The sequence below is a fragment of the Streptomyces sp. NPDC048484 genome (assembly GCF_040651415.1).
GTDB lineage: Bacteria > Actinomycetota > Actinomycetes > Streptomycetales > Streptomycetaceae > Streptomyces.
In genome coordinates this window covers 21,812-43,220 of record NZ_JBEZJY010000009.1, presented here as the reverse complement: position 1 = coordinate 43,220, position 21,409 = coordinate 21,812, and the positions used below count along the sequence as shown (strand labels likewise).

At 67.6% G+C, this 21,409-nt stretch carries 12 protein-coding genes and 1 pseudogene; 7 read left to right on the top strand and 6 right to left on the bottom strand.

What is annotated here, in order from left to right:
* Positions 1-100 precede the first annotated feature (100 nt).
* Positions 101-2,557 carry an MMPL family transporter gene (locus AB0D14_RS11335; RefSeq protein ID WP_362777412.1) on the top strand — a complete coding sequence of 819 codons (2,457 nt, stop codon included), beginning with the start codon at positions 101-103 and terminating at the stop codon, positions 2,555-2,557.
* 21 nt (positions 2,558-2,578) lie between these two features.
* Here AB0D14_RS11335 and AB0D14_RS11330 read toward each other — a convergent pair whose 3' ends face one another.
* The 4 genes from AB0D14_RS11330 to AB0D14_RS11315 form a co-directional block, all read right to left on the bottom strand.
* Positions 2,579-3,370, bottom strand: a complete 792-nt coding sequence (locus AB0D14_RS11330) for a TetR family transcriptional regulator (RefSeq protein WP_362777109.1) — start codon at positions 3,368-3,370, stop codon at positions 2,579-2,581.
* A gap of 53 nt (positions 3,371-3,423) precedes the next feature.
* The gene (locus tag AB0D14_RS11325; RefSeq protein ID WP_362777107.1) at positions 3,424-3,975 is read right to left on the bottom strand and encodes a DCC1-like thiol-disulfide oxidoreductase family protein; all 552 of its coding nucleotides are present in this window, start codon (positions 3,973-3,975) and stop codon (positions 3,424-3,426) included.
* Complete coding sequence (locus AB0D14_RS11320) at positions 3,972-4,379, bottom strand: hypothetical protein (protein ID WP_362777105.1); 408 nt, start codon at positions 4,377-4,379, stop codon at positions 3,972-3,974. The genes AB0D14_RS11325 and AB0D14_RS11320 overlap by 4 nt, the downstream gene beginning before the upstream one ends.
* 117 nt (positions 4,380-4,496) lie before the next feature.
* Positions 4,497-4,907 (bottom strand): VOC family protein, encoded by a 411-nt coding sequence (locus tag AB0D14_RS11315; RefSeq protein ID WP_362777103.1) that lies wholly within the window; start codon positions 4,905-4,907, stop codon positions 4,497-4,499.
* Between the two features lie 156 nt (positions 4,908-5,063).
* Here AB0D14_RS11315 and AB0D14_RS11310 point away from each other — a divergent pair, with 156 nt between their 5' ends.
* Positions 5,064-5,750: a Uma2 family endonuclease gene (locus tag AB0D14_RS11310; protein ID WP_362777411.1), complete on the top strand. Its 687-nt coding sequence runs from the start codon at positions 5,064-5,066 to the stop codon at positions 5,748-5,750.
* A gap of 102 nt (positions 5,751-5,852) precedes the next feature.
* Here the strand turns inward: AB0D14_RS11310 and AB0D14_RS11305 are convergent, their stop codons facing one another.
* Positions 5,853-9,359 (bottom strand): DNRLRE domain-containing protein, encoded by a 3,507-nt coding sequence (locus tag AB0D14_RS11305; protein WP_362777102.1) that lies wholly within the window; start codon positions 9,357-9,359, stop codon positions 5,853-5,855.
* Between the two features lie 483 nt (positions 9,360-9,842).
* Here AB0D14_RS11305 and AB0D14_RS11300 point away from each other — a divergent pair, with 483 nt between their 5' ends.
* The 5 genes and pseudogenes from AB0D14_RS11300 to AB0D14_RS11280 all read left to right on the top strand — a co-directional run bounded on the left by AB0D14_RS11300 (position 9,843) and on the right by AB0D14_RS11280 (position 21,063).
* Entirely contained in the window at positions 9,843-17,111 is a 7,269-nt protein-coding gene (locus AB0D14_RS11300) for a polymorphic toxin-type HINT domain-containing protein (protein ID WP_362777100.1), read from the top strand.
* Between the two features lie 24 nt (positions 17,112-17,135).
* Positions 17,136-17,381, top strand: a complete 246-nt coding sequence (locus AB0D14_RS11295) for a hypothetical protein (protein WP_362777099.1) — start codon at positions 17,136-17,138, stop codon at positions 17,379-17,381.
* 744 nt (positions 17,382-18,125) lie between these two features.
* Positions 18,126-18,353 (top strand): annotated as a pseudogene (locus AB0D14_RS11290) (DUF4259 domain-containing protein); the annotation flags it as partial.
* Positions 18,354-18,595: 242 nt separating this feature from the next.
* Entirely contained in the window at positions 18,596-18,742 is a 147-nt protein-coding gene (locus AB0D14_RS11285; protein WP_362777096.1) for a hypothetical protein, read from the top strand.
* Positions 18,743-19,122: 380 nt separating this feature from the next.
* Positions 19,123-21,063, top strand: coding sequence for a serine/threonine-protein kinase (locus AB0D14_RS11280; protein ID WP_362777094.1), 1,941 nt, complete (start codon positions 19,123-19,125; stop codon positions 21,061-21,063).
* A 137-nt stretch (positions 21,064-21,200) separates the two neighbouring features.
* Here AB0D14_RS11280 and AB0D14_RS11275 read toward each other — a convergent pair whose 3' ends face one another.
* A complete protein-coding gene (locus AB0D14_RS11275) occupies positions 21,201-21,407 on the bottom strand; it encodes a DUF397 domain-containing protein (RefSeq protein ID WP_362777093.1) in 207 nt (68 codons plus the stop codon).
* Between the last annotated feature and the right edge of the window lie 2 nt (positions 21,408-21,409).

Below are 21,409 nucleotides of genomic sequence, written 5' to 3'. Positions count from 1 at the left end.
GGCCAGGTCATGTCCCGGGGCCCGCGCCGCCCCGATGCTGAGCCGCAGGACCCGGGGGACCAACCGACGGACAACTAAGGAGCGTTGAGGCGTGACGACATTGGCACGGTGGTGCTATCAGCACCGGCTGGTGGTCCTGATTCTGTGGGTGGGTGCGCTGTTGGGGCTGGGCTTCGCAGGCTCCGCCGCGGGCACGAACTACGCGGACACCTTCGCCCTTCCGAACACGGACTCCACGCGCGCGTACGACCTGATGGAGAAGGCCTTTCCGGAGAGGGCGGGCGACACCGACACGGTGGTGTGGAAGGTGGACGAGGGGGCCGACGGGGCCGACGGGTCGGTACGGGACCAGTCCGTACGCTCCCGGATCGAACCGGCGCTCCAGAAGATCGGGCGCATGAAGGGCGTAGGCGAGGTCAGCAGCCCGTACGCCGCCCAGGGCGCCCCGCAGATCAGCGAGAACGGGCGGATCGCCTACGCCCAGGTCACCTTCACCGAGCAGGCCAACGGGGTGCCGAAGGCGCTCGTGGAGGACGTCGTCGACACGGCGCAGGGCGCCGAACGCGCCGGACTCCGGGTGGAGCTGGGCGGCCAGGCGATCACCCGGACCCAGGAACCGCCCACCGGCATCGCCGAGATGGTCGGCATCTCGGCCGCGGCGGTCGTCCTCTTCCTCGCCTTCGGCTCGCTCTTCGCGATGCTGCTGCCCCTCGTCGTCGCGATAGCGGCCCTCGGCACCGGCCTGATGGCGACCTCGCTGCTCAGCCACGTCACCGACGTACCCGAAGTGGCGCCGCTGCTCGGCTCGTTGATCGGCCTCGGTGTCGGCATCGACTACGCCCTGTTCATCGTGACGCGGCACCGCCGGGGCATCCTGCGCGGCATGAAGCCCGAGGAGTCCGCCGTCACGGCCCTCAACACCTCCGGCCGTGCCGTGCTGTTCGCCGGTGGCACCGTGTGCATCGCGCTCGCCGGGATGCTGGTGATGAACATGCGCTTCCTGGACGGCGTGGTCATCGCGACCTCGCTGACGGTCGTGCTGAGCGTGCTCGCCGCGACCACCCTGCTGCCCGCGCTCCTCGGACTGCTCGGCATGCGCGTGCTCAGCCGCCGGCAGCGCCGCCGGCTCGCCGCCGAGGGACCGGAGTCGGCGGAGGCGAGCGGACTCGCCGCCCGCTGGTCCGCGTACGTGCAGAAGCGGCCGCGGTCGATCGCCGCCGGGGCGCTGGTCGTGATGGTGATCCTGGCGCTGCCCGTCCTGTCGATCCGGCTCGGCGCCACCGACCAGGGCAACCACCAGGACTCCACGACCACACGGCAGGCGTACGACCTGCTGGCCGAGGGCTTCGGGCCCGGCTTCAACGGGCCGCTCCAGGTGGTCGTGGACGGCGGAGGCGACGGGGCCGGTGCGGACACGGACGCGCTCGTCTCGGCCATCCGCTCCACCGACGGGGTCGCCCAGGCCGCCGCCGCACCGCCCGCCCAGGGCATCACGGTGATCCAGGTCGTGCCCACCACGTCACCGCAGTCCGAGAAGACGGACCAGCTGATCGACCGGCTGCGGGACGGCGTGATCCCGGAGTCGGGGACGACGGCCCATGTGGGTGGCGTGACCGCCGTCTTCAAGGACTTCGCAGCCGTCACGGGGGACCGGCTGCCCTACTTCGTCGCGGCGATCATCACGCTCGGCTTCCTCCTCCTGATGGTGGCCTTCCGCTCCCTGGTGGTGCCGCTGACGGCCGCCCTGATGAACCTGATCGCGGCCGCCGCGTCCTTCGGGGTGCTCGTCGCGATCTTCCAGTGGGGCTGGGGCACGGAACTCCTCGGCATCGGCAAGGAGGGGCCGATCACCGCCTTCCTGCCCGTCATCATGCTGTCGCTGCTGTTCGGGCTCTCGATGGACTACCAGGTGTTCCTGGTGAGCCGCATGCACGAGGAATGGGTGCACACGAAGGACAACGCGCGTGCGGTGCGGGTCGGCCTCGCCGAGACCAGCCGGGTCATCAACTGCGCGGCCCTGATCATGATCTGTGTGTTCTCCGCGTTCGTGCTCAGCGGAGACATGGAGGGCGCGATGGCGGGCATCGGGCTCGCCGCGGCGGTCGCGCTGGACGCGTTCATCCTGCGTACGGCCCTGGTGCCGGCCGCGATGCACTTCCTGGGCAACTCCAACTGGTGGCTGCCGGCCGGTCTGGAGAAGCGGCTGCCGCACCTGGCGGTGGAGCCCCGAGAGGAGGAGACCGCCCCCGAGCCCCACGCGCGCGTGGCCGACGCCGGCGGTGGTTCCACCGTGATCCACGGCTTCGTCCGCACCCCGGACGGCGCGCCCGTCGAGGGCGCCGCGCTGACCGTGCTCTCCAAGGGCGGCCGTCAGCTCGACCGGGTGACCTCGCTGGCCGACGGCTCGTACATCGTCTCGGTCCCGTCCCCGGGCTCGTACCTGCTGGCCGTGGCGGCCGAGGAACACCCGTCCCGGGCCCGCCACGTGATGGTCGGCGCGGAACCGCTGGTGTACGACGTGGAGCTGGCGGAGGACGAGGTGGACGCGGTGAACTGACCGCGTCGACCGTGCAAGCCGCTATGTGGTGGACTTCCTGGCGGGGTCGGACTTTCTGGTGGTGCCGGATTTCCTGGCGGGGTCGGGCAGCGCGCTCGTCATCCCCGGCAGGAAGTCCGTGAACAGTTCGTGCACCTCGCGGACCAGGGGCCGCAGGACGCGGAAGCGGGCCAGCGAGACCCCGAGCGAGGTGAGGCGGGCGCCGCGTTCGGCGAGGCGGTAGCTGCGCTCGCGGCCCTCGGTCCGGTCGAAGATCCAGTACAGGACCAGGCCCATCTGGGAGAGCCACAGCAGCTCTGGGAGCACCTCCCGCAACTCCTGGGGCACCTTCGCCTTCGAGCCGGTGAGCACTTCGCGGCAGATGTCGATGGCCTCCTCGCGCGCGTGCTCCGACTCGGCGGAGAACGGGCTGAGCGGGCTGTCCGGATCGGCGGCGTTCTTGAAGAACTGCACCGCGAACTCGTGGTACGGCGTCGCGACGTCCAGCCAGGCCTTCAGGATCCCGGCGATCCGCGCCTCCAGATCCTTCTCGTGGTCCAGGATCTCGCGGACCGCCTCCCGGTGCTCGGTGGCGACCCGGTCGTAGAAACCCTGGATCAGATGTTCCTTGCCGGCGAAGTAGTAGTACGCGTTGCCGACGGAGACCCCGGCCTCCTTGGCGATGGCCCGCATCGTCGTCTTCTCGTAACCCCGCTCCCGGAACAGGCGCATCGCCGTCTCCAGGATCAGGGCCCGGGTCTGCTCGCTCTTGGCGGGCGTACGCGAGGGGTCGCTCTTGGCGGGCGTACGTGAGGAGCCGGGGCCCTCGGGCACCGTGGGACCGTCCGGGCTGGGGGCACTGTCATTCGCTGCTGGCACGGGAGAGCCTAACGAGGAGCGCAGGTACCGCCGCCGCAGGCGGGCGGGTGGTAGGTCCAGCCCACGGCCTGGTCGTACGTCCACCCGTCGGCCGCGACGTACGTCCGCCCGCCCCAGGCACCCTCGTTCCCCGCACGCCCGCCCCACGCACCCTCCCGGCGCGCCCGTTGTCCCTCGCGCCACTTGGCGGCGGCGAGCACCGCGCCCCGCGCCAGGCGGGCCCCGGCCGGGGTGCTGAGGCGGTGGGCCATCGGGCGGTGATCGGCGAGCGCCCACAGGGTGACGACCCAGGCGGCGGTACCCCGGTAGAGCTGGCCCGCGTCGCCGACCACGGTGATCTCGTCGAGCGTCGTGGCGTGGTCGAGCCCCGGAAAACGGCGCTCGGCCTCCGCCGACCCGGCGGCCACCAGCTCCAGGGGCACCAACTGCCGCTGCCGTACGAGCCAGTCGCGCAGGAAGGCGCAGAGCGAGCACCGGGCGTCGTACAGGACGGTGAGCCCGCGGACCGGGGCGCGCGTGGCGTCCCGGCCCGGGCTCGCGGCGGTGGTCACCGCGGTCACGCTCCGACCGTCGGCGCGACCCAGCCCTGCGGCGGCACGGGCGGCACCTGCTCGCGCTCCATGATCCCCCGGCGCCGGATCTTGTTGAGGACGTACACGTTCCCCAGGTGCATGGCGCCAAGGACCAGGAGCACAACCCCCAGCTTCGTCGACAGGGCCTCGAACACCCCGCGGGCGTCGGCGATCTCGTCGTCCTGGTTCAGATAGAGCGCCACGAAGCCGAGGTTCACCAGGTAGAAACCCACCACCAGAAGGTGGTTGACGGCGTCGGCGAGCTTCTCGTTCCCGTGCAGCACATCGGCCAGGAAGATCCGCCCGTTGTGACTGAGCGTCCGCGCCACCCACACCGTCAGCGCCACGCTGACCAGCAGGTATATGACGTACGCGACGACCGTGAGGTCCATGTCCCCACCCCTTCCCGACTTCTTGAACGCGTTCAAAACGCGCTGTCGAGAGAGAATGTAGACCTGTTTTTGAACACGTTCAAGTCGTCGGTCGAAGGTGCCGGTGTGACCTGCGGCTCAGCCGGTGCGCGCAAGCTCCGGCCGCTTGGTGTAGTCCGTGAAGCCGATGACGTTGCCCCAGGGGTCGGCGACCTCGACGGTCCAGCCGGTGGCCACGGAGAGGGGCGCGTCGAGTGGCTGGACGCCCGCGGCCGCCAGGGCGTCGGCCTTGCCTCTGGCGTCCTGCACCTCGAACCACACCCGGGGCGTCGCCCAGGCCGGCGGCCGACGCCCGAGCTCCCCCTCCAGGCGCAGCAGCACCCCGGGCACCTCCTTGCCGACCTTCAGGACGGCGATCCCGGCCTCGTCGAGCCGGACCCCGAGGGCGAATCCGGCCCGCTGGTAGAAGTCCACGGCTTCGTCGAGGTTGCCGACAGGGAAGAGGACGTTGTCGAAGCCGAGCAGTTCGTACGACTCATCGTCTGACATGTCGTCAGATTAGGTCCCCGGGAGTGAGCGACGGGGGAGGCGGCTGGACAGTCACCCGTGTGGCGCCGTCGCCGCCGGTCACTCGTTCGGCTGGGCCCGCTGTCACTGCCCGTGGGTACGCTGACCTCACAGGAGAGACTCCGTCCCATGGGAGCAATGACAGGCGCCGCATCCGAGAACGAGCCCGAGAACGAGCCCGGGAACGGGTCCGAGAACGGGCTCGACGACGAGGCGGCGTACCGCTGGCCGATCCCGCCCCCCGAGGGCTGGACCGCGGACGACCTCGACAGGATTCCGGACCTCCCGCCGCACACGGAGCTGATCGACGGGTCCCTCGTCTTCAGGAGTCCGCAGACCCGATTCCATGGGCGCAGCATGCGTTTGCTGGAGTACGGCTTCCTGAGTCAGGCACCGGATCACCTGGATGTCTATCGGGAGTTCACCGTCAAGCTGGATCGGCGAAACAGGCCGGAGCCAGATCTGCTGGTGGTCTCGGCGGAGGCGTACACGGGACCCGACCAGACCTGGCACAGGCCCGAGGACGTCCTCCTCGCGGTCGAGGTCGTTTCGCCCGACTCACGTGAACGGGACCGCGAGGTCAAGCCCCGCAAGTACGCGGCCGCTGGCGTGCCGCATTTCTGGCGGGTCGAGAAGGACGAGGAGAAGGGCTTCCCCGTCGTCTACGTCTACGAACTCGACCCCGCCACGAAGTCGTACGGCCTCACCGGCATCTTCCACGACCGTCTCAAGGCCACGGCACCCTTCGACGTCGAGATCGACCTGACAGCCGTCGACAGGCGCCCGGGCGCTTCGGGGGACGCGAGGGACTCGGCTCAAGGGTGATCAGAACGCTGCCTCTGCCATACGTGTGACGTATGGCAGCTCCGAGGAGGCCAGAGACCCCGCTCCCCGGAAGGGAACCGGGAAACGGGGCCCACAGTCACGTCATCCGATGGCGATGCGGGTCTTCCAGTAGCTTGCGGGGGCGATGATCTCGGTGCCGGAGCCTGAGAGGACCGTCTTGCCGCCTGCGTAGAAGCGGACGGAGCCGTCGGAGCGTACGGTCCAGATGTCGGGGATGGAGTCTCCGTTGGTGTCGGGTGTTCCGATGAGCTGGGGGATGTTGGCGCTGGACCAGCCGGCGGCGCCGTACTCGGTGTCGGCGCCTCCTGAAGAGGCGGCGCCGGACTTCAGTGAGTCCATGTTGACTCCGCCGCCGCTGGCCGCGATTCCCTTGCGCAGCAGCAGGCGCTCGGAGACGTCGGTGCGGTAGACGATGTCGGTGATGCCGTCGCCGCTGATGTCCTGGGCGGTGACCAGGTCTCGTTCGGTCCAGGTGGTGGCGGCGAGCCGTGTGGCCTGGTCGACGGTTGCTCCGTGGTAGCCGGTGAGGGCCCACAGTTCGTCGCCGACGGTGGCGAAGAAGTCGGTGCGTCCGTCGCCGGTGGCGTCGCCGGCGGAGATGATCTGGGTGAGGCCGGCGGGGCTGGGAGCGCCGTCGGGCAGCAGGACCTCGCGGCGTTTGTCGATGTTGACGGCGCCGTAGCCGTCCCCGGGGTAGACCCAGAGTTTGCCGTCGACGCGGACGATGAGGTCCTGGAGGCCGTCGCCTCCGTAGATGTCGCCGTTGTGGGTGATCAGCGCGCCCTTGAAGTGGCCGGTGGGTGCGGCGACGAAGGGCGGCAGGTCGTCGCCGTTGGGGTCTTTGTCGGGGTTGGCGCGGTAGGCGCCGGACATGGAGTAGTCCAGGTCGCCGGATCCCTTGCTGAGGTCGGTCGTGGCCTGGGACGGATAGAGGGAGAGGGTGCCGGCTTCGGTCACGGTCAGCAGGTCGGCGAGTTTGTCGCCGGTGAAGTCGCCGGGGGCGTCTGCCTGGTCGCGTGGGGTGACGTAGAAGAAGTATTTTGTCGGCTGTGAGACGTTGCCCGCGCTGTCCACGGTCCTGACGTAGAGGACGTTGGGGCCGGCGGTGGGCGGTTTGGCACCTGTGATGGTGGCGCTGGTGGTGGTGGCCGTTCCGGAGGTGCGGTTCAGGGTGCCGGTGTAGGAGGCGGAGTTGAAGCCGTACTCGTAGCGCACGACGTCGGTGTTGAGGGCGCGCACGGTGAAGGCGCCCGCGGTGCCGAACTTGAGGGTGCTCCAGTTGGCGTCCTCGGCGTCGTTGCCGAAGCCGTTCTCGCTGCCGTCGGCGTTGGGGAAGTCGGTGGAGGCGACCTTGGGCGGTTTGGGCGCGACGGTGTCCAGGACGAACCGGCAGGGTGTCTTGGCCGGGGTGTAGCCGGAGGTGGCGTTGGCGTCGTCGACGGCCCGCACCCGCCAGGAGTAGACGGTGCCGTTGGTGAGCGTGCTGGTGGAGAAGCCGCTGGTGGTGCGCAGCGCGGTGCCCTTGTCGCCGCCGGCGGAGACCTTTCCGGTGGATTTCAGCAGGTCACCGGTGGTGTCCCACTTGCCCTTGGCCCACAGGTCGAAGTCGAGGTAGTCGAGGTTCTTGTCCTTGTCGGACGCCCGGGCGGTGAAGGTCAGATTGGCCGACCCCATGCGGACGTACGGCTCGGTGGTGGTGCACTTGCCCTCGGGGCCGAGGTCGAGCGACTTGGAGTCGACGGTCGGCTTGCGGTTGTAGACGAGCTCCAGGACGGGCGCGTTGTCCCCGTTGGCCCGGAACTTCTTCCACGCGTACTGTGCGTGCTCGTCGCGGGCCCGCATACCGAACGTGATCGTGTCTTTGCCCTGGTCGGCCCGTTTCTGCGCGGCCTTCCTCACGTCGAAGGTCTCGTAGGCGTCCCGGCAGCCGGACTTGTAGCCGTGCGCGAAGCTCTTGGTCGCGAACTTGTTGCCGTCGTGCAGCTTGGGGGCGTTCTTCCAGTTGGTGTGGGAGTTGATCTCGCCGGTGAGGTGCACGCTCATCGAGCGGTCGCTGCAGGACCAGGAGTACGTCTCCAGCATGCGCAGCTTGGCGCTGGTGATCTTTGTGCCCTTGAGGTCCTTGTCGAAGGAGATGTTGAAGTACGAGCGGGAGGTGCCCCAGGTGTCGGACTCGAAGCCGACCCGGGCCTCGTGTGTGCCGCCCTTGTTGAAGCCCTTGCCGTTGTAGAAGGTGGCGTTGGGGTGGCGGCTGTAGGCGGTGGTCCAGTTCTGGGTGTGTTTCTTCACCGACGGGTCGATGAACACGGGGTAGGTGGTGGCCGGGTCCGTGAGGAAGTCCTGGGCCGGGGTGATCACCCAGTTCGCGCCGGACAGGTCGGTCTCGACGAGTTCGCCGCGGGAGTCGGGGGAGGGGCCGTCGAGTCCGGACAGGCCGAGCGTGGCTGCCGAGCCGGTGGGCGACGGCGCGGGTGTCGGTTCGGCCGGCGCGGTGGGCAGCGGGGACTCCGCCACGGTGGGCTCGGGGCCGTCGGTGGCCGCCGGCAGCGTCTCCGGGGTGGTGTCGGTCTGCTCGTCCGTCTCGATGAGCTCTTCGGTGGGGCTCGGGCTGTCGCTGGGTGTGTCGGTGGCCGGGCCGGTGGGGTCGGGGCTCTCGGAGGCGGTCGGCTGGGCGGTGGCGCCGACGGTCCCGTCGGTGATGGCGGGGGCGCCGCTGTTGTCCCACATCAGCGGGGTGGGCGACATGGCGACCTCGTTGCCGTAGGCACTCTCGGCCACGACGATGCCCGACACCGGGTCGAGTCTGAAGGTCAGGTCCTCCGACGTGATGCCGTACGACAACTGCTGGGCGCGTGGATCGGCGGCGGCCTGCCGGTTCTTGAGGACGACGAGCTGGCCGAAGCCCTCGTCGTCGGCGGTCAGGACCAGGTCGGCACCCGGGAAGATCTCCGGGTACAGCGCCCGGGAGCCGTCGATGACCGGGGCAGGCACGGGGCCAGGCCACGTGAGCTGGATGTCGTAACCGTCAACGGTCAGCGTGACCAGCGGGGTTGCCGTCTCATCGGCTGCGGCAGCGTCCTTGAGTCCTTTGACCAGGGAGACGCGGTGGGCCGTTCCACGGGAGGAACGCTGCTCGCCGTCACGCCCCTTGGTGCCGGTTTCTTCGGAGCCGGCGGAGAACACCATGCGTGCGTTGGTGGCGCGGGGTTCCCAGCCCGCCCTGGTGCGGTGGAGGTCATAGTCGATGGCCTTCCACTCGCCGCCCACCTTGGCCCGTACCGGGGAGGAGTACAGCTTCTTGGCGAGGAGACCGTCGGGCCGGGCCCAGGTGGTGGAGCGGGCCGTGCGCACTGCGGTGACCTCGACGGACTTCCCGGTCCTGGCCGCTTGTGCGGAGGCTGCGGCTTCACTGACCGGCTTCGCTTTCCGGTCGCCGTCCGCTTTGCCACCGGTACTGGAATCGTCCAGGCCGAGGCCCACGAAGGCGATGCCGGTGGCGGCGAGAGCTGCCGCCAGGACGGTCGCGGTGGTGCGGCTCCCGGGCGCGCGGCTCCAGCCGCGTCTCTTGCCCGTCTGGGTGCGCGTCATCGGGTGAGTTCCCCTTCTCCCCTTGGAACCGGCGCGTGACAGAGCGCTGCCGGGCCCGCCGATGATGACCTATGAGCGCGCTGTCGTCACCCTTTGCGTTCGGGGGAGGAGGCTGAGTCGATCGACGGCGTCAGCCGTACTCACAGGTGGGCGCACATGCCGAAACCGTCCGGCCATGCGGCTGCCACGGTCGCAAACCGCCACAAGACATCTTTCAACGCCCACGCTTCCAAGGGTATTTGCCAGGGCGATTGACGAATTACGCGTTAGATCAGAGAGATCCGAAAGCGCTCACTATGGCCCGAATCATGAAGTCCGGGCATAGCTAACCGTTACGTCATACTGCATACCGTGACGGTGATCACATCCGCACAGTCGATCTAGCGGAACTTCACAGAGGCACCACAGAATCTGCGCATCTGATACGCCATCACGCGTGGTCCGAACCTGGTCCCGCTCCTAGTGGTCCGGGGGGACCCCACCGTGTTCGGTCGCTTTTCGCCTGCCCGGCGCCGCCATGCGCGTCGCCTGCGCACGGCCGTCGTCCCTGCCCTCGGGGCCGCCCTGCTGGTAGGCCTCTTGCCCGCCCAGTCGCTGGCCCTGCCGCCCGACCCGGCCGCCGCCGAGCAGGGACGCGAAACACTCGACCTTGAGGCACTGGACCAGGACAAACCTCTTTCGGGTGAGGCCTTCGAACGAGACCTGGAGACCCTGAAGGTCGACGTTCCCGAGGACTTGGAACAGGCCCCGGCCGGCACGGCGACACCACCGCCCGCCGACACCGGGACAGTCAGCTTTGGCTCAACGGCAAGCGCGACCCAGACCTCGACGCGCACCCCCTCGCCCATGACCGCGGCACGCAAGGGCACGTCCGCGACGGCATCCCGCATGGGCACGGCCGCCCAGCAGGTCGACCTGACCCCGGTCGGTGACCTGCCCGTCAGCCTCGGTCAGGCCCCCGACCAGGCCGCACCCACCGGAACCTGGCAGGTTTCCGTCGCCGACCGCACCGCACCCGTGTCCCAGGGCGTCGACGGCGCCGTCGTGACCGTCCAGGCCCCGGCGACCGGCTCCGTGCCGATCTCGGTCAAGCTCGACTACGCCGAGTTCAAGAACCTCTACGGCGCCGACTGGGCCTCCCGGCTGCGCTTCGTCCAGTTCCCCGAGTGCTACCTGACCACGCCGGACGACGAGGCGTGCCAGGCGTACGAGGAACTGGAGACGGCCAACGACACGAAGACCCAGTCGATCACCGCCACGGTCGACACGGCGGCTGACGGAACGGTCACTCCGGCCGCAGCTGCGGCGACGGGTGCGAAGGGGCCGTCTGCAGCCCAGGCGTCGTACCGCGTCTCGGCGGTCCCGGTCGCAGCCGCAGGTGACACCGCGGTCATCGGCGCGGTCGACTCCGGTGGCGGCGGCGGTGGTTCGTTCAAGGCCACGCCGCTCGCCTCCAACGGCAAGTGGGAGGCCGGCGGTTCCTCGGGTGCGTTCAACTGGTCATATCCGCTGACCGTGCCAACCGCGCCTGCCGGGCCGGCGCCCAACGTCTCCTTCAGTTACAACTCGCAGACGGTGGACGGCCGTACGGCGGTGTCCTCGCCGCAGGCCTCCTGGATCGGCGAGGGCTGGGGATACGACCCCGGCCACATCGAGCGCCGCTACCGCGCCTGCCAGGACGACCGCAAGGCGCTGAATTCCGGCACACCCAACAACACGGCCAAGGCAGACAAGACGTCCGACCTGTGCTGGGTGTCGAACAACGCGGTGATGTCCCTGGCCGGCAAGACCACCGAGCTGGTGCGGGTCGGCGCCACCGACACCTACCGCCCGATGAAGGACGACGGCACCCGCGTCCAGCTGAAGACCGGTGGCAGTAACGGTGACAACGACGGCGAGCACTGGATCGTCACCACCACGGACGGCACCCAGTACTTCTACGGCCTGAACAACGTCGGCGGCGGCCACGCCGACACCGACTCCGTCTCCACCGTCCCCGTCTTCGGCAACCACCCCGGCGAGCCCTGCCACGCCACCGCCTTCGCCGACTCCCGTTGCGGCGCCGGCAAGAAGCAGGCTTGGCGCTGGGGCCTGGACAAGGTCGTCGACGTGCACGGCAACGCGCTGGTCGTCACCTGGAAGCAGGAGACGAACCACTACGCGGTGAAGAAGAAGTTCAAGTCCCCCGAGCAATACGACCGATATGCCTACCCGACGACCATCGAGTACGGCATGCGTTCGGACCTGACCAAGCCGTCCGCGACGGTCGAGTTCGGCGCCAGGCAGCGCTGCCTGAAGTCGGATACAGCCTGTGATGCGGCGAACTTCGCCAAGACCGACGACCCGGGCGCCTACCGCCCTTGGTGGGACACTCCCGGCAACCTCAACTGCAAGTCGACGTCGAAAATGTGCCCTGCCTTCCCGTCCTTCTGGACACAGATGCGCCTGGACACGGTGACCACGAAAGCCGCCCGCGCCGGCCAGAGCGGACTGGGCAAGGTCGACACCTACACCCTCCACCAGTCCTTCCCGGAGGACTGGTACGACACCTCACCCGGCCTCTGGCTGAACTCGATCACCCGCCGCGGCTTTGCGCCCGGCGACACCACCGGCACCCTCCAGCACAAGGACGGCGTCAGCTTCGCCGAGTACTCGGTCGGCGCCACCTCACCCCTGCGCCTTCGCCTCAAGGACCGCCAGCTCCCGAACCTGGTCCCCAGTGGCGCCAACGACCAGCGCCCCGGCTTCACCCGGCCCCGCATCGGCACGGTCGCCACCGAGTACGGCGGCGACATCGAGGTCGAGTACAAGGGCGGCTGCGCGAGCGAACCGTCCGAGGACAAGGGCAAGGCGAACGGCACCTGCTACCCGATCCGTTGGTCTCCCGACGGTGACGAGAAGACGCCCGCGAAGGCGTGGTTCAACAAGTACGTCGTCGACTCGGTGACCGAGACCGACAAGGTCACCTCACACGGCAAGCCCATCTACACGACGTACGATTACACGGATCCAGCCTGGGCCAAGTCCGACGACGAGTTCACCCGCCCGTCCCTGCGCACGTACAGCGACTGGCGCGGCTACCGAAAAGTGGCGGTCACCAAGGGCAGCAAGTCCAGCTCCCAGCAGGGCGATCCGCAGTCCCAGTCGTACTCCGATACCCGCTACTTCCAGGGCGTGGGCGGCGAGGTCAAGGACTCCACGGGCGCGTACACGCTGCTCGCGGACGACGCGCCGCAGTACGCGGGTATGGCGGCGGAGAGCATCACCTACCTCAACTCCGACAAGCGGGTGCAGAAGCGGACGCTCAACTACCCCTGGTCGAAGCAGACCGCGTCCCGTGCGAGGGAAGCCGAGAACGGCACGGACATGGACCCGCTGCTCGCCCACCGCAGCGGCGTCAAGCGCACGGACGAGATCCAGACGGTCGACACGAGCTGGCGCGCCGTCCGCACCCTGACGACGGTCGAGGACACGTACGGACTGCCGGTCCAGACCGAAACGGCGGTGGTGAAGCCGAGCGGCAGCAGCGAGGTCCTGTCCGACCAGAGCTGCACCAAGACGTCGTACGTGCACAACACGTCGGTGTGGCTGATCGGACTGCCCAAGGAACAGCGCAGCACGGGGACTTCGTGCGCGGGCTACGAGGCGGCAGATCCGGCCACCAAGCTCGTATCGGCGGTGCGCAACAGCTACGACGGCCTGGCCTACGGTGAGACTCCGACGAAGGGGCTCGTCACTTCCTCCGCGGGTATCGACGCTGCTGGATCGTCGTACGCCGTCATCACGAAGACCACCTACGATCCGCTGGGTCGCCTGCGCACCGTCACCAAGCCGGGCACCGGTACGAGCGAGACGCAATACACCCCTGCGGATTCAGGTGGGCCGGTCACATCAGTCAAGGCGATCAATGAGAAGGGGCATGCCGCCACCACGACCTTCGATCCGGGCCGCAGCCTTGCGTTGACCGTCACCGACGCCAATGGCCGGGTAACGCGCAGCGAATATGACGCGCTCGGGCGTCTGGTGAAGGGTTGGTCACCGTCACGCTCGTCCGGCGGCAAGACGCCGGACATCGAGATCGACTACCAAGCAGCGATCGCCACATCCGAGCAGACCCGACCGGCCGCCGTCACGGCCAGAACACTGAAGGACGACGGCTCCTACAGCCGTCAAGTGACGGTCTACGACGGCCTGATGCGCCAGGTCCAGTCCCAGTCCGAGGCCCATGGCCCGGGCCGGATCATCACCGACGTCACCTACAACGACCACGGCCTGCCCGATGAGCAGACGAGCGCCTACCTCGCGAAGGGCGAGCCGGCCGCCGAGTTGTTCGCCCCCAGGTCGAAGTCGCTGATCCCCAATTGGGTCAAACTGCGCTACGACGGCCTGGAGCGCCAGGTCCGCCAGTCGACGTACTACGACGGCGACTACGAGTACGCGACGTACACCACTTACAGCGACACCAGTACGTACGTGAATCCGGCGGGCTCGACCGCTCCGCGAACCCGGACCTACAACGACGCGCTCGGCCGGGTCACCTCGATCCGGCACTACAGCAACGACGACTCGGGCTCGGACAGCGGGCGTGTCACCGCCTACGAGTACGACGCTCGCGGCAAGCAGAGCAAGGTCACGGACCCGGCGGGTAACGCCTGGACCTACACCTACGATGCCCGTGGCCGAGTAACGTCCACGACCGATCCGGATGTCGGGAAGACGGATACCGGGTACGACGAGGCCGACCGGCCGATCAAGGTGACGGACGCCAAGTCCCGGACGACGTACACGGAATACGACGAACTCAGCCGGATCAAGTACATCCGAGAAGGCTCCGCGACCGCCACGCCAGCCAAGTCGTTCACCTACGACACACTGCCGGGCGCCCTCGGCCAGCCCGTCGCCTCGACCAGGCACACCACGGGCGGCGACTACATCAACCGAGTCACCGGCTACGACACCGGCTACCAGCCCACCGGCAGCGAGACGGTGATCCCGGCCAACACCACGACCACCGGCCTGGCCGGCACGTACGCCTCCGCGTATACCTACACCCCGACCGGCAAACCGCTGTCGACCACGCTGCCCGCCGTGGGCGGCCTGGCCAAGGAGAAGGTCGTCACCCGCTACAACGCGGACGGCCTCGCCGAGTCGACGTCGGGCCAGGCCTGGTACACCTCCGACGTTACCTACTCGCCGTACGGCGAAGCCCTGCGGACGGTCTCCGGCCCTCAGCCCAACCGGATATGGACGACGAACTTCGTCGACCCGCACACGGGCCGCCTCCAGCGCACGGTCGCGGACCGCGAGACTGCCGGCCCGCACCGCATCACGGACAGCCACTACTCTTACGACACCTCTGGCACCATCACCTCCAACGCCCGCAAGCTGTCCGAGAGTTCGGGCACGACGTGGGACAACCAGTGCTTCTCGTACGACGTGATGGGCGAGCTCGTGAACGCCTGGACGTCGAGCGTCGCGCCGGACGGAAACGGCACCGGCTGCAAATCGTCGAGCGGATCAACCTGGGGTTACCGCACCGACTTCGCCGCCTCGTCCGGCCCGGTGGCGGACGCCCCGGACGCGTCGACCGACGTATCGAGCCCGGACACCTCGTTGACGTCGACCCTGGCTGCGAGCGCACCGGACGCGGGCACCGTGGCGAGTGGCGCCACGGCCTACCGCCAGTCATTCACCTTCGACTGGCTCGGCAACCGGGCCAACATGACCGAGCACGACCCGGCCGACGCGACGAAGAACGTCGGCTACACGTACGGCTACGGCGCCCCCCAGCCGCACACCATGAAGTGGATCAACTCCACCCCGTCCGGCAAGGGCAGCAGCTACTCGTACGACGCCGTGGGAAACACCGAAGTCCGCGACCTCTCGGACGCCACGCAGAACCTGACCTGGACCTCCGAGAACAAGCTCGACACGATCACGGACGACGGCAAGAAGACGACGTACGTCTACGACGCCGCCGGCAACCGCCTCCTGGAGAACTCACCGTCGGGCTCGACCCTCTATATGGGCGAGACCGAGGTGACGGCGGACGCCACCGGAACGATCACTCGCGCCTCACGTGCCTACGGACAGGCCGGAGCACCCACGGTGGTCCGCACCACGAGCAACGGCGCTACCACGGGCCACAAGCTCAGCACGCTGCTTGCGGACCACGTCGGCACGGCCAACACAACAGTGGAGTTGTCGAGTGGCCAGGCGGTAACCCGCCGCGCGTTCAAGCCCTACGGCGAAGCCCGTGGACCCAAACCGTCGACCTGGCCGAACAAGCGAAGCTACCTGGGCGTCGGCATCGACGACGCGGCCACCGGGCTGACCCACATCGGCGCTCGCGAGTACGACCAGAATTCGGGCCGCTTCCTCTCGGCCGACCCGGTCATCAACATCGCGGACCCGCTGCAGATGAACGGCTACGCCTACAGCAGCAACAGCCCCGTCAGCAAGAGCGACCCCACTGGTCTGTGCCCGTACATCGACTGCCCGACCCGTCCGGATGCCAACTCCGAGAACACCACACCGGGCCATAAGCCCGGGAAGAAGAAGAACTCACAGAACTATCAGGCAGCGCTGGACAGGGGTACTGCCCACCCGGCCGTAACGATATCCAGTAAGAAACACATGGAGATCTACCCCGGCGTGTGGGTGGACAGGCAGTGGAAATACGCCAACGAGTTCGCGCGCCTCCTCAATCGGCAGATCGATAATCATTGCCAGGAGAATTCCAGCTGCCTTCTTGATGCGCAGGACCCAGAGGAAGCACAAGCTGACCTGAGTCAACTCATGCACCTTAAAACGCTCGCCTGTTTGAGCCTCGGTCGCCAGAGTGGTTGCTTGGGAAAGGTTGCCTCTCTCACGACGTCCATGGCATACCTGGCTATGGTAGGCGCCAGCGAAGGGCAGAGCGGTCTCGGCGGGGGAGGTAGGCCACGGGGACGTAACTTGTCCTCTTCTTGCACCAAGTGCTTCCTTGCTGGAACCGACGTTCTAATGTCGGATGGGGGCACTAAGAATATCGAGGACGTCAAGGTCGGCGACAAGGTCCAGGCCGCCGACCCGAAAACCGGCGAGTCCGGACCCAGACGAGTCACCCGTCTGATCATTACTGAGGACGACAAGCACTTCAACGAGCTGTCCATCGCCACGCAGGACGGCATCGAAAAGCTCACGGCCACCCATGAGCACCCCTTCTGGTCACCGTCCGAGCGCAGTTGGGTCGAGGCAGGCGACCTCACCCCGGGGATGACCCTGCTCACCGAGGCCGGTGACACCGTCATCGTCACCGGTAGCCGCTCCTTCACCAAGCACGCTCGCACGTACAACCTGACGGTCGACGACCTGCATACGTACTATGTGCTGGCGGGCGAGACGCCGATTCTCGTCCACAACAGCAATTGCACGATGGATGTCGATTTCGCGTCGAAGTCCGGAGCGAATAGTGATCCGTCCGACAGCCGTGGTCAGTACTCGATGGCAGGGAGAGCCCTCCAGAAGCACGCGGGGAGGAATGGAAACCCGAATGGCTGGCCTACGCCATCCGGCAAGCAGAACCCCAAGGGATGGAACTCGGCAGGGCAGGACATGCTGGACGACATCCTCACCCATCCCGGTTCGATTGAGACGCGAGGGCGAGGGCGAATCGGCGGTCAATGGCAAGATGTTGTCGATATCCGCCTACCCAGCGGCTTGGGGGCCAGGTTCACTCCCGGTGGAAGCTTCTCGGGTTTCTTGGACTGATTGGAGGTGCTTGAGGTGCGAGTAGTGAAGTTCGGCGCAGCAGAGATTGAAGTAACCGACTTTGGTGACGTCACGGCTGGGGAACGGGTGCTTGAGTTCCGTTACCGAGGCGGCGCTCCGGCGCAGAGCGCGTTCGCTGCCGTTGTCGTTCCTGACGGTGGAGGTTGGGCTCAGGCGCGCCTGAGCATTGACCCGCAGGTGGGCGATGTGCCCGTAGCCCTGGTGGGGAAGCTCATCGAGACTGCACGAGCATTTATCGAAGAGGGCTGACGCAATTACAAATCTGAAACCCCGTCAGCGTGCGTCTGGTGGGGTTTCAGGGGCACTTTCCGTCAGGCCGTCAGGGGAAGTCGAGTGCGCTGCTGAGGGTGTCGAAGGCTTCGCATAGCACACGTACTATGTGCTGGCGGGGGCCACGCCGGTCCTGATGCACAGTTCGAATTGCGGACACGCCGGCACATTCAACGTGCCTGAGCAGCCGGGTGTTTACACCATTCACCTCAACGACGGCACAAATTATGCGGGAATGTCCACAACGAACATTACAGTCGCGTCGCAGCCTCTATGCGCTCTAAGCGTGCAGTCGGATCGCGTGGCTATGGTCAGGTGACGTTGAGAACGTCACCTTCTTCAATCTGCCAAGTGGTGTGAAGGCGACTACTGCTCGCCGAATAGACAAAAAGGTAATGGAAGGGTTGAAGAGCAGAGGTGTCACGCTCTCGAATCGAAGGGGCCCAGAAATAGATATACCAACCGGCAGCCATCTTCCTTGACTCCGAGGCCCTGGCGGCAGATCTCTGCGGCCAGGGCCTCGATTGGAGGGTAGTCGAGATCGGGAATTGTTATCCCGGAGCAGGTGTGACTTCCAATGCGTGTAGGCAGGTAACTATGCTAAGACCTCGGTCTGGCAGGCGAAGAGTTCGAGAGGCGGGGGCGTCTCCTTTCCTCTCGGTGTGGAGAGCTGTCATATGAGATGCCGCCCCTTGGTATCCTCCCAGGTGAACGCCTGGCGAGCTGGATTCGAGATCGGAGTACGCAGCGGGTACGTGGGGTGTAGAACCTTTCGACAGTGACATCGCGCTTGACTTCCTAGAAGGACTCGGGATGCTACCAGCTGCGGGGCGGCTGGAATTTGTGGAGCGAACGCTGGAATCGATCCTGGCGAGTGCACAGTCAGTATCATCGGAAACGCTTCCAGAGGAAGCTATTTCCGCTGCGGCAGTGATTGCGGCAAACCTCCCCTCTGGGGAGGGCTTCTTATGGAATGAAGAGGCTCCAGGGATAACGGAATGGCTACCGAAGCCAGTTCGCTTCAGGTGCGAACTTTGGCGATTGATGCGCTTGAAGCCGCTCTCCCTGTCGATGGTTGGTGGTGGCGTAGCTGGGTCGATGATGCGGAGAGGGTGCAAGCGAAGGCGGCGCTTGATGAGGTCAAAAGGGCTTTGCGGGAGGGGTGATTTTCGCAGAGTCACCCATGTTCGTGCGTGTGTGCCTTCCCGCTCGGTGGAGTCGACGCCTCGGTCATCGCGGTGGCCGAGCGCTTTGGCGTGGACCGGGTAGCCACCCTCGACCGGCGGCACTTCAGCGTCGTCAAGCCCGCCCACGTCCCCGTGCTGATACTCGTGCTGTAGCCCGACCGGTGGTCTATACCTCAGACGGCAACAACTACGCACGCCAGCGCACAACCAAGCACCTCGACGCACCACCAAACCGCAGGTGGGGGAGGGATTCGTCTGTCTCGACGAACGGAGACGAACAGAGTCGCTTCCCACGAACCCCGGCTGCGGCCGGCCGGTTGCAGCGGGGAGGGTGTACGGCCGTACGCTCGCTGTGGCCGCTTCGAGCTCACTCGCCTCGGCCACCTGTGGTTGATCTGTGCCCCGTACCCCGTAACCAGCGGCTGGAAAGCCGGTAGCGTTCCTTCGGGTCAAACGCAAGCTCATGGGCGGCCGACTCGTGACCTTCGTGACGGATAGTGGGGCGGGAGCGCCGAACGAGGGGAGACAGCCAGATGACGAAGCCGTCGACAGGCGACTTCGATGCCGACTCCGGTGGAGTCGGCGAGAGAATCGGCGGGTACCGGCTGCTCAGAACCCTCGGCACCGGCGGCATGGGCCGGGTCTGTCTGGCGCGCTCGGAGGGCGGGCGCACGGTCGCCGTCAAGCTCATCAAGCCGCAACTGGCCGCCGTACCCGAGTTCCGCGAGCGCTTCCGGCTGGAAGTGGAGGCGGCACGCAGGGTGAGCGGCCGCTGGACGGCGCCGGTGCTCGACGCGGACACCGAGGCCGAAATGCCGTGGGTGGTCACCGGCTACATAGCGGGGCCCTCGCTCGAACACTTCGTCTCATCTCGCGGGTACGGCCCCCTGCCCGCCCTGTCCGTACGTGGCCTCGCCCATGGACTCGCCTCCGCTCTGCTGGACATTCACGGCGCGGGGCTGGTCCACCGGGACCTCAAGCCCTCCAACATCCTGATCACCATCGACGGACCCCGGGTCATCGACTTCGGCATCGCGCGGGCGCTGGACGCGGTGCCCGGGTCGACCCCGACCAGCACGGGCGTGATGGTCGGCTCGCCCGGCTTCATGTCGCCCGAGCAGCTCAAGGACGAGCCGGTGGGTCCGGCCGCCGACGTCTTCTGCATGGGCGCGGTGCTGGCGTATGCGGCGACCGGGCAGACGCCGTTCGGCGGTGGCGGTCCCGGCGGCATTCACGCCGTGATGTTCCGCATCGCGCGGGAGGAGCCGGACCTGACGGGGATCGACGAGTCGATACGGGGGCTCATCGCCGACTGCCTCGTCAAGGAGCCGACGGCCAGACCGACTCCGGCGGATGTACTCGCACGGGTTCAGCCGGTGGACGCCGGCACCTCGTCGCTGCCGTGGCTGCCTGCCCAGATCATCGCCGAACTGGGGCGCAGTGCCGTCCAGTTGCTCGACACGGACACGCCGCCGCACGTGAGAGCAACGGCAGCGTCGGCACCAGTCGCGCCCGCCGCTTCCCCCGTGACTCGGAAAGAATCTCCCGCGTCGGAGGGGTCTGAGTATGCGGAACCGGCTGAGTGGGGGACCCAGGTCGTACGGAAACCGGGCCTCACGCCCGCGGAGCCGGTTCCGTCGCCGCGCCCTCGTCGTACGGCCGGGAAGCGGCGGGCCGTGATCGCGCTGGTGGCCGCCGCCGTGGTCGCGGCAGCCGCGTTCGCCGCGTCGGCCACCGGTCTGCCGCTGCCCTACAGGGGATCGGAATCCGGCTCCGGTGACGAGAGCGGCCCAACATCCGATGTGCCCAAGGAGTTCGTGGGCATCTGGGCGGGAGAGGTCGAGCGGGACGGGAAGCCCACCGATCAGTACCGCCGGTTCACCGTCTCGCCGGGGCAGTTGGGCGAGATCGTCGCCACCAGCATCAGCCTCGGCGCGAACTACGAGTGCAAGAGCGACGGCAAACTCGCTGCCAAGCCGTCGTCCGGCGGCGGTAAGTCGCTGCGGTTGGACACCAAGGTCGTCAGCAGCGTCCCCGCGGGCTCATGCTCGGCCCTCGGAGAGCATGTCCTCTCCCGGACCGGCGATGACTCCCTCCGCTGGGAAGCGGCGGGGCGTACCGCCGTACTGCACAGGATCGAGGGACCGGAGCAACTCCCCGGAGAACTGCTCGGCACCTGGCAACGCCCCCTGGCCAACGGCGGCACACAGCGGATGACCATCGAACAGAAGGCGGTGGGCAGTGCGGCCGCCGTGCTGGTCTCGGACGGCGGCGGCGAGTACTGCGAGGCCGACATGAACCTGGTCTCCGTAGCGGACGCGGACAGTCCGGTACGGCTCGCCCCGCCTGCGGTCGACCGGACCAAGTCCACCGGCCTGTGCAGCCACGGCGGCTCCTCCACGCTGCGCACCGAGGGCGACGAACTCGTGCGGGAACTGGCCGACGGCCAGCGGCTCACCTACACGCGGGTGTGAGGAGCCGCCGTCCGGCCGAGGAGGTCGAGCGCCGACACGTGCCCCGCGGACGCCGTGGCGTGCCCATCCGCATGCCCCTATATGAGTCTGTGAATGAAGTTGCGGGAAGCTGCGGCGTGCAGACAGCCCCTCCGCACTCAGGCGCCCTGGACCTTGCGCTCCGTGGATATGCCCCGGCGTGCGGCTGTCAGGAGGGATACCAGGTCGAGGGTGCGGAGAGTGAGAGACGTGGTGGGGTCGTCGGACTCGCGGAGGCGGAGGGTGCCGCCGGGGGTGGTGGCGAGTTCCAGGCAGTTGTTGGCCTCGCTGCTGAACGAGGATTTCTGCCAGCGGAGTTCGGTCATGG

Bases quoted from the DNA above. Each gene is read 5' to 3' on its own strand.
- AB0D14_RS11315 (WP_362777103.1), bottom strand. From the start codon at position 4,907: ATGTCAGACGATGAGTCGTACGAACTGCTCGGCTTCGACAACGTCCTC.
- AB0D14_RS11310 (WP_362777411.1), top strand. From the start codon at position 5,064: ATGACAGGCGCCGCATCCGAGAACGAGCCCGAGAACGAGCCCGGGAAC.
- AB0D14_RS11280 (WP_362777094.1), top strand. From the start codon at position 19,123: ATGACGAAGCCGTCGACAGGCGACTTCGATGCCGACTCCGGTGGAGTC.
- AB0D14_RS11320 (WP_362777105.1), bottom strand. From the start codon at position 4,379: ATGGACCTCACGGTCGTCGCGTACGTCATATACCTGCTGGTCAGCGTG.
- AB0D14_RS11305 (WP_362777102.1), bottom strand. From the start codon at position 9,359: ATGACGCGCACCCAGACGGGCAAGAGACGCGGCTGGAGCCGCGCGCCC.
- AB0D14_RS11275 (WP_362777093.1), bottom strand. From the start codon at position 21,407: ATGACCGAACTCCGCTGGCAGAAATCCTCGTTCAGCAGCGAGGCCAAC.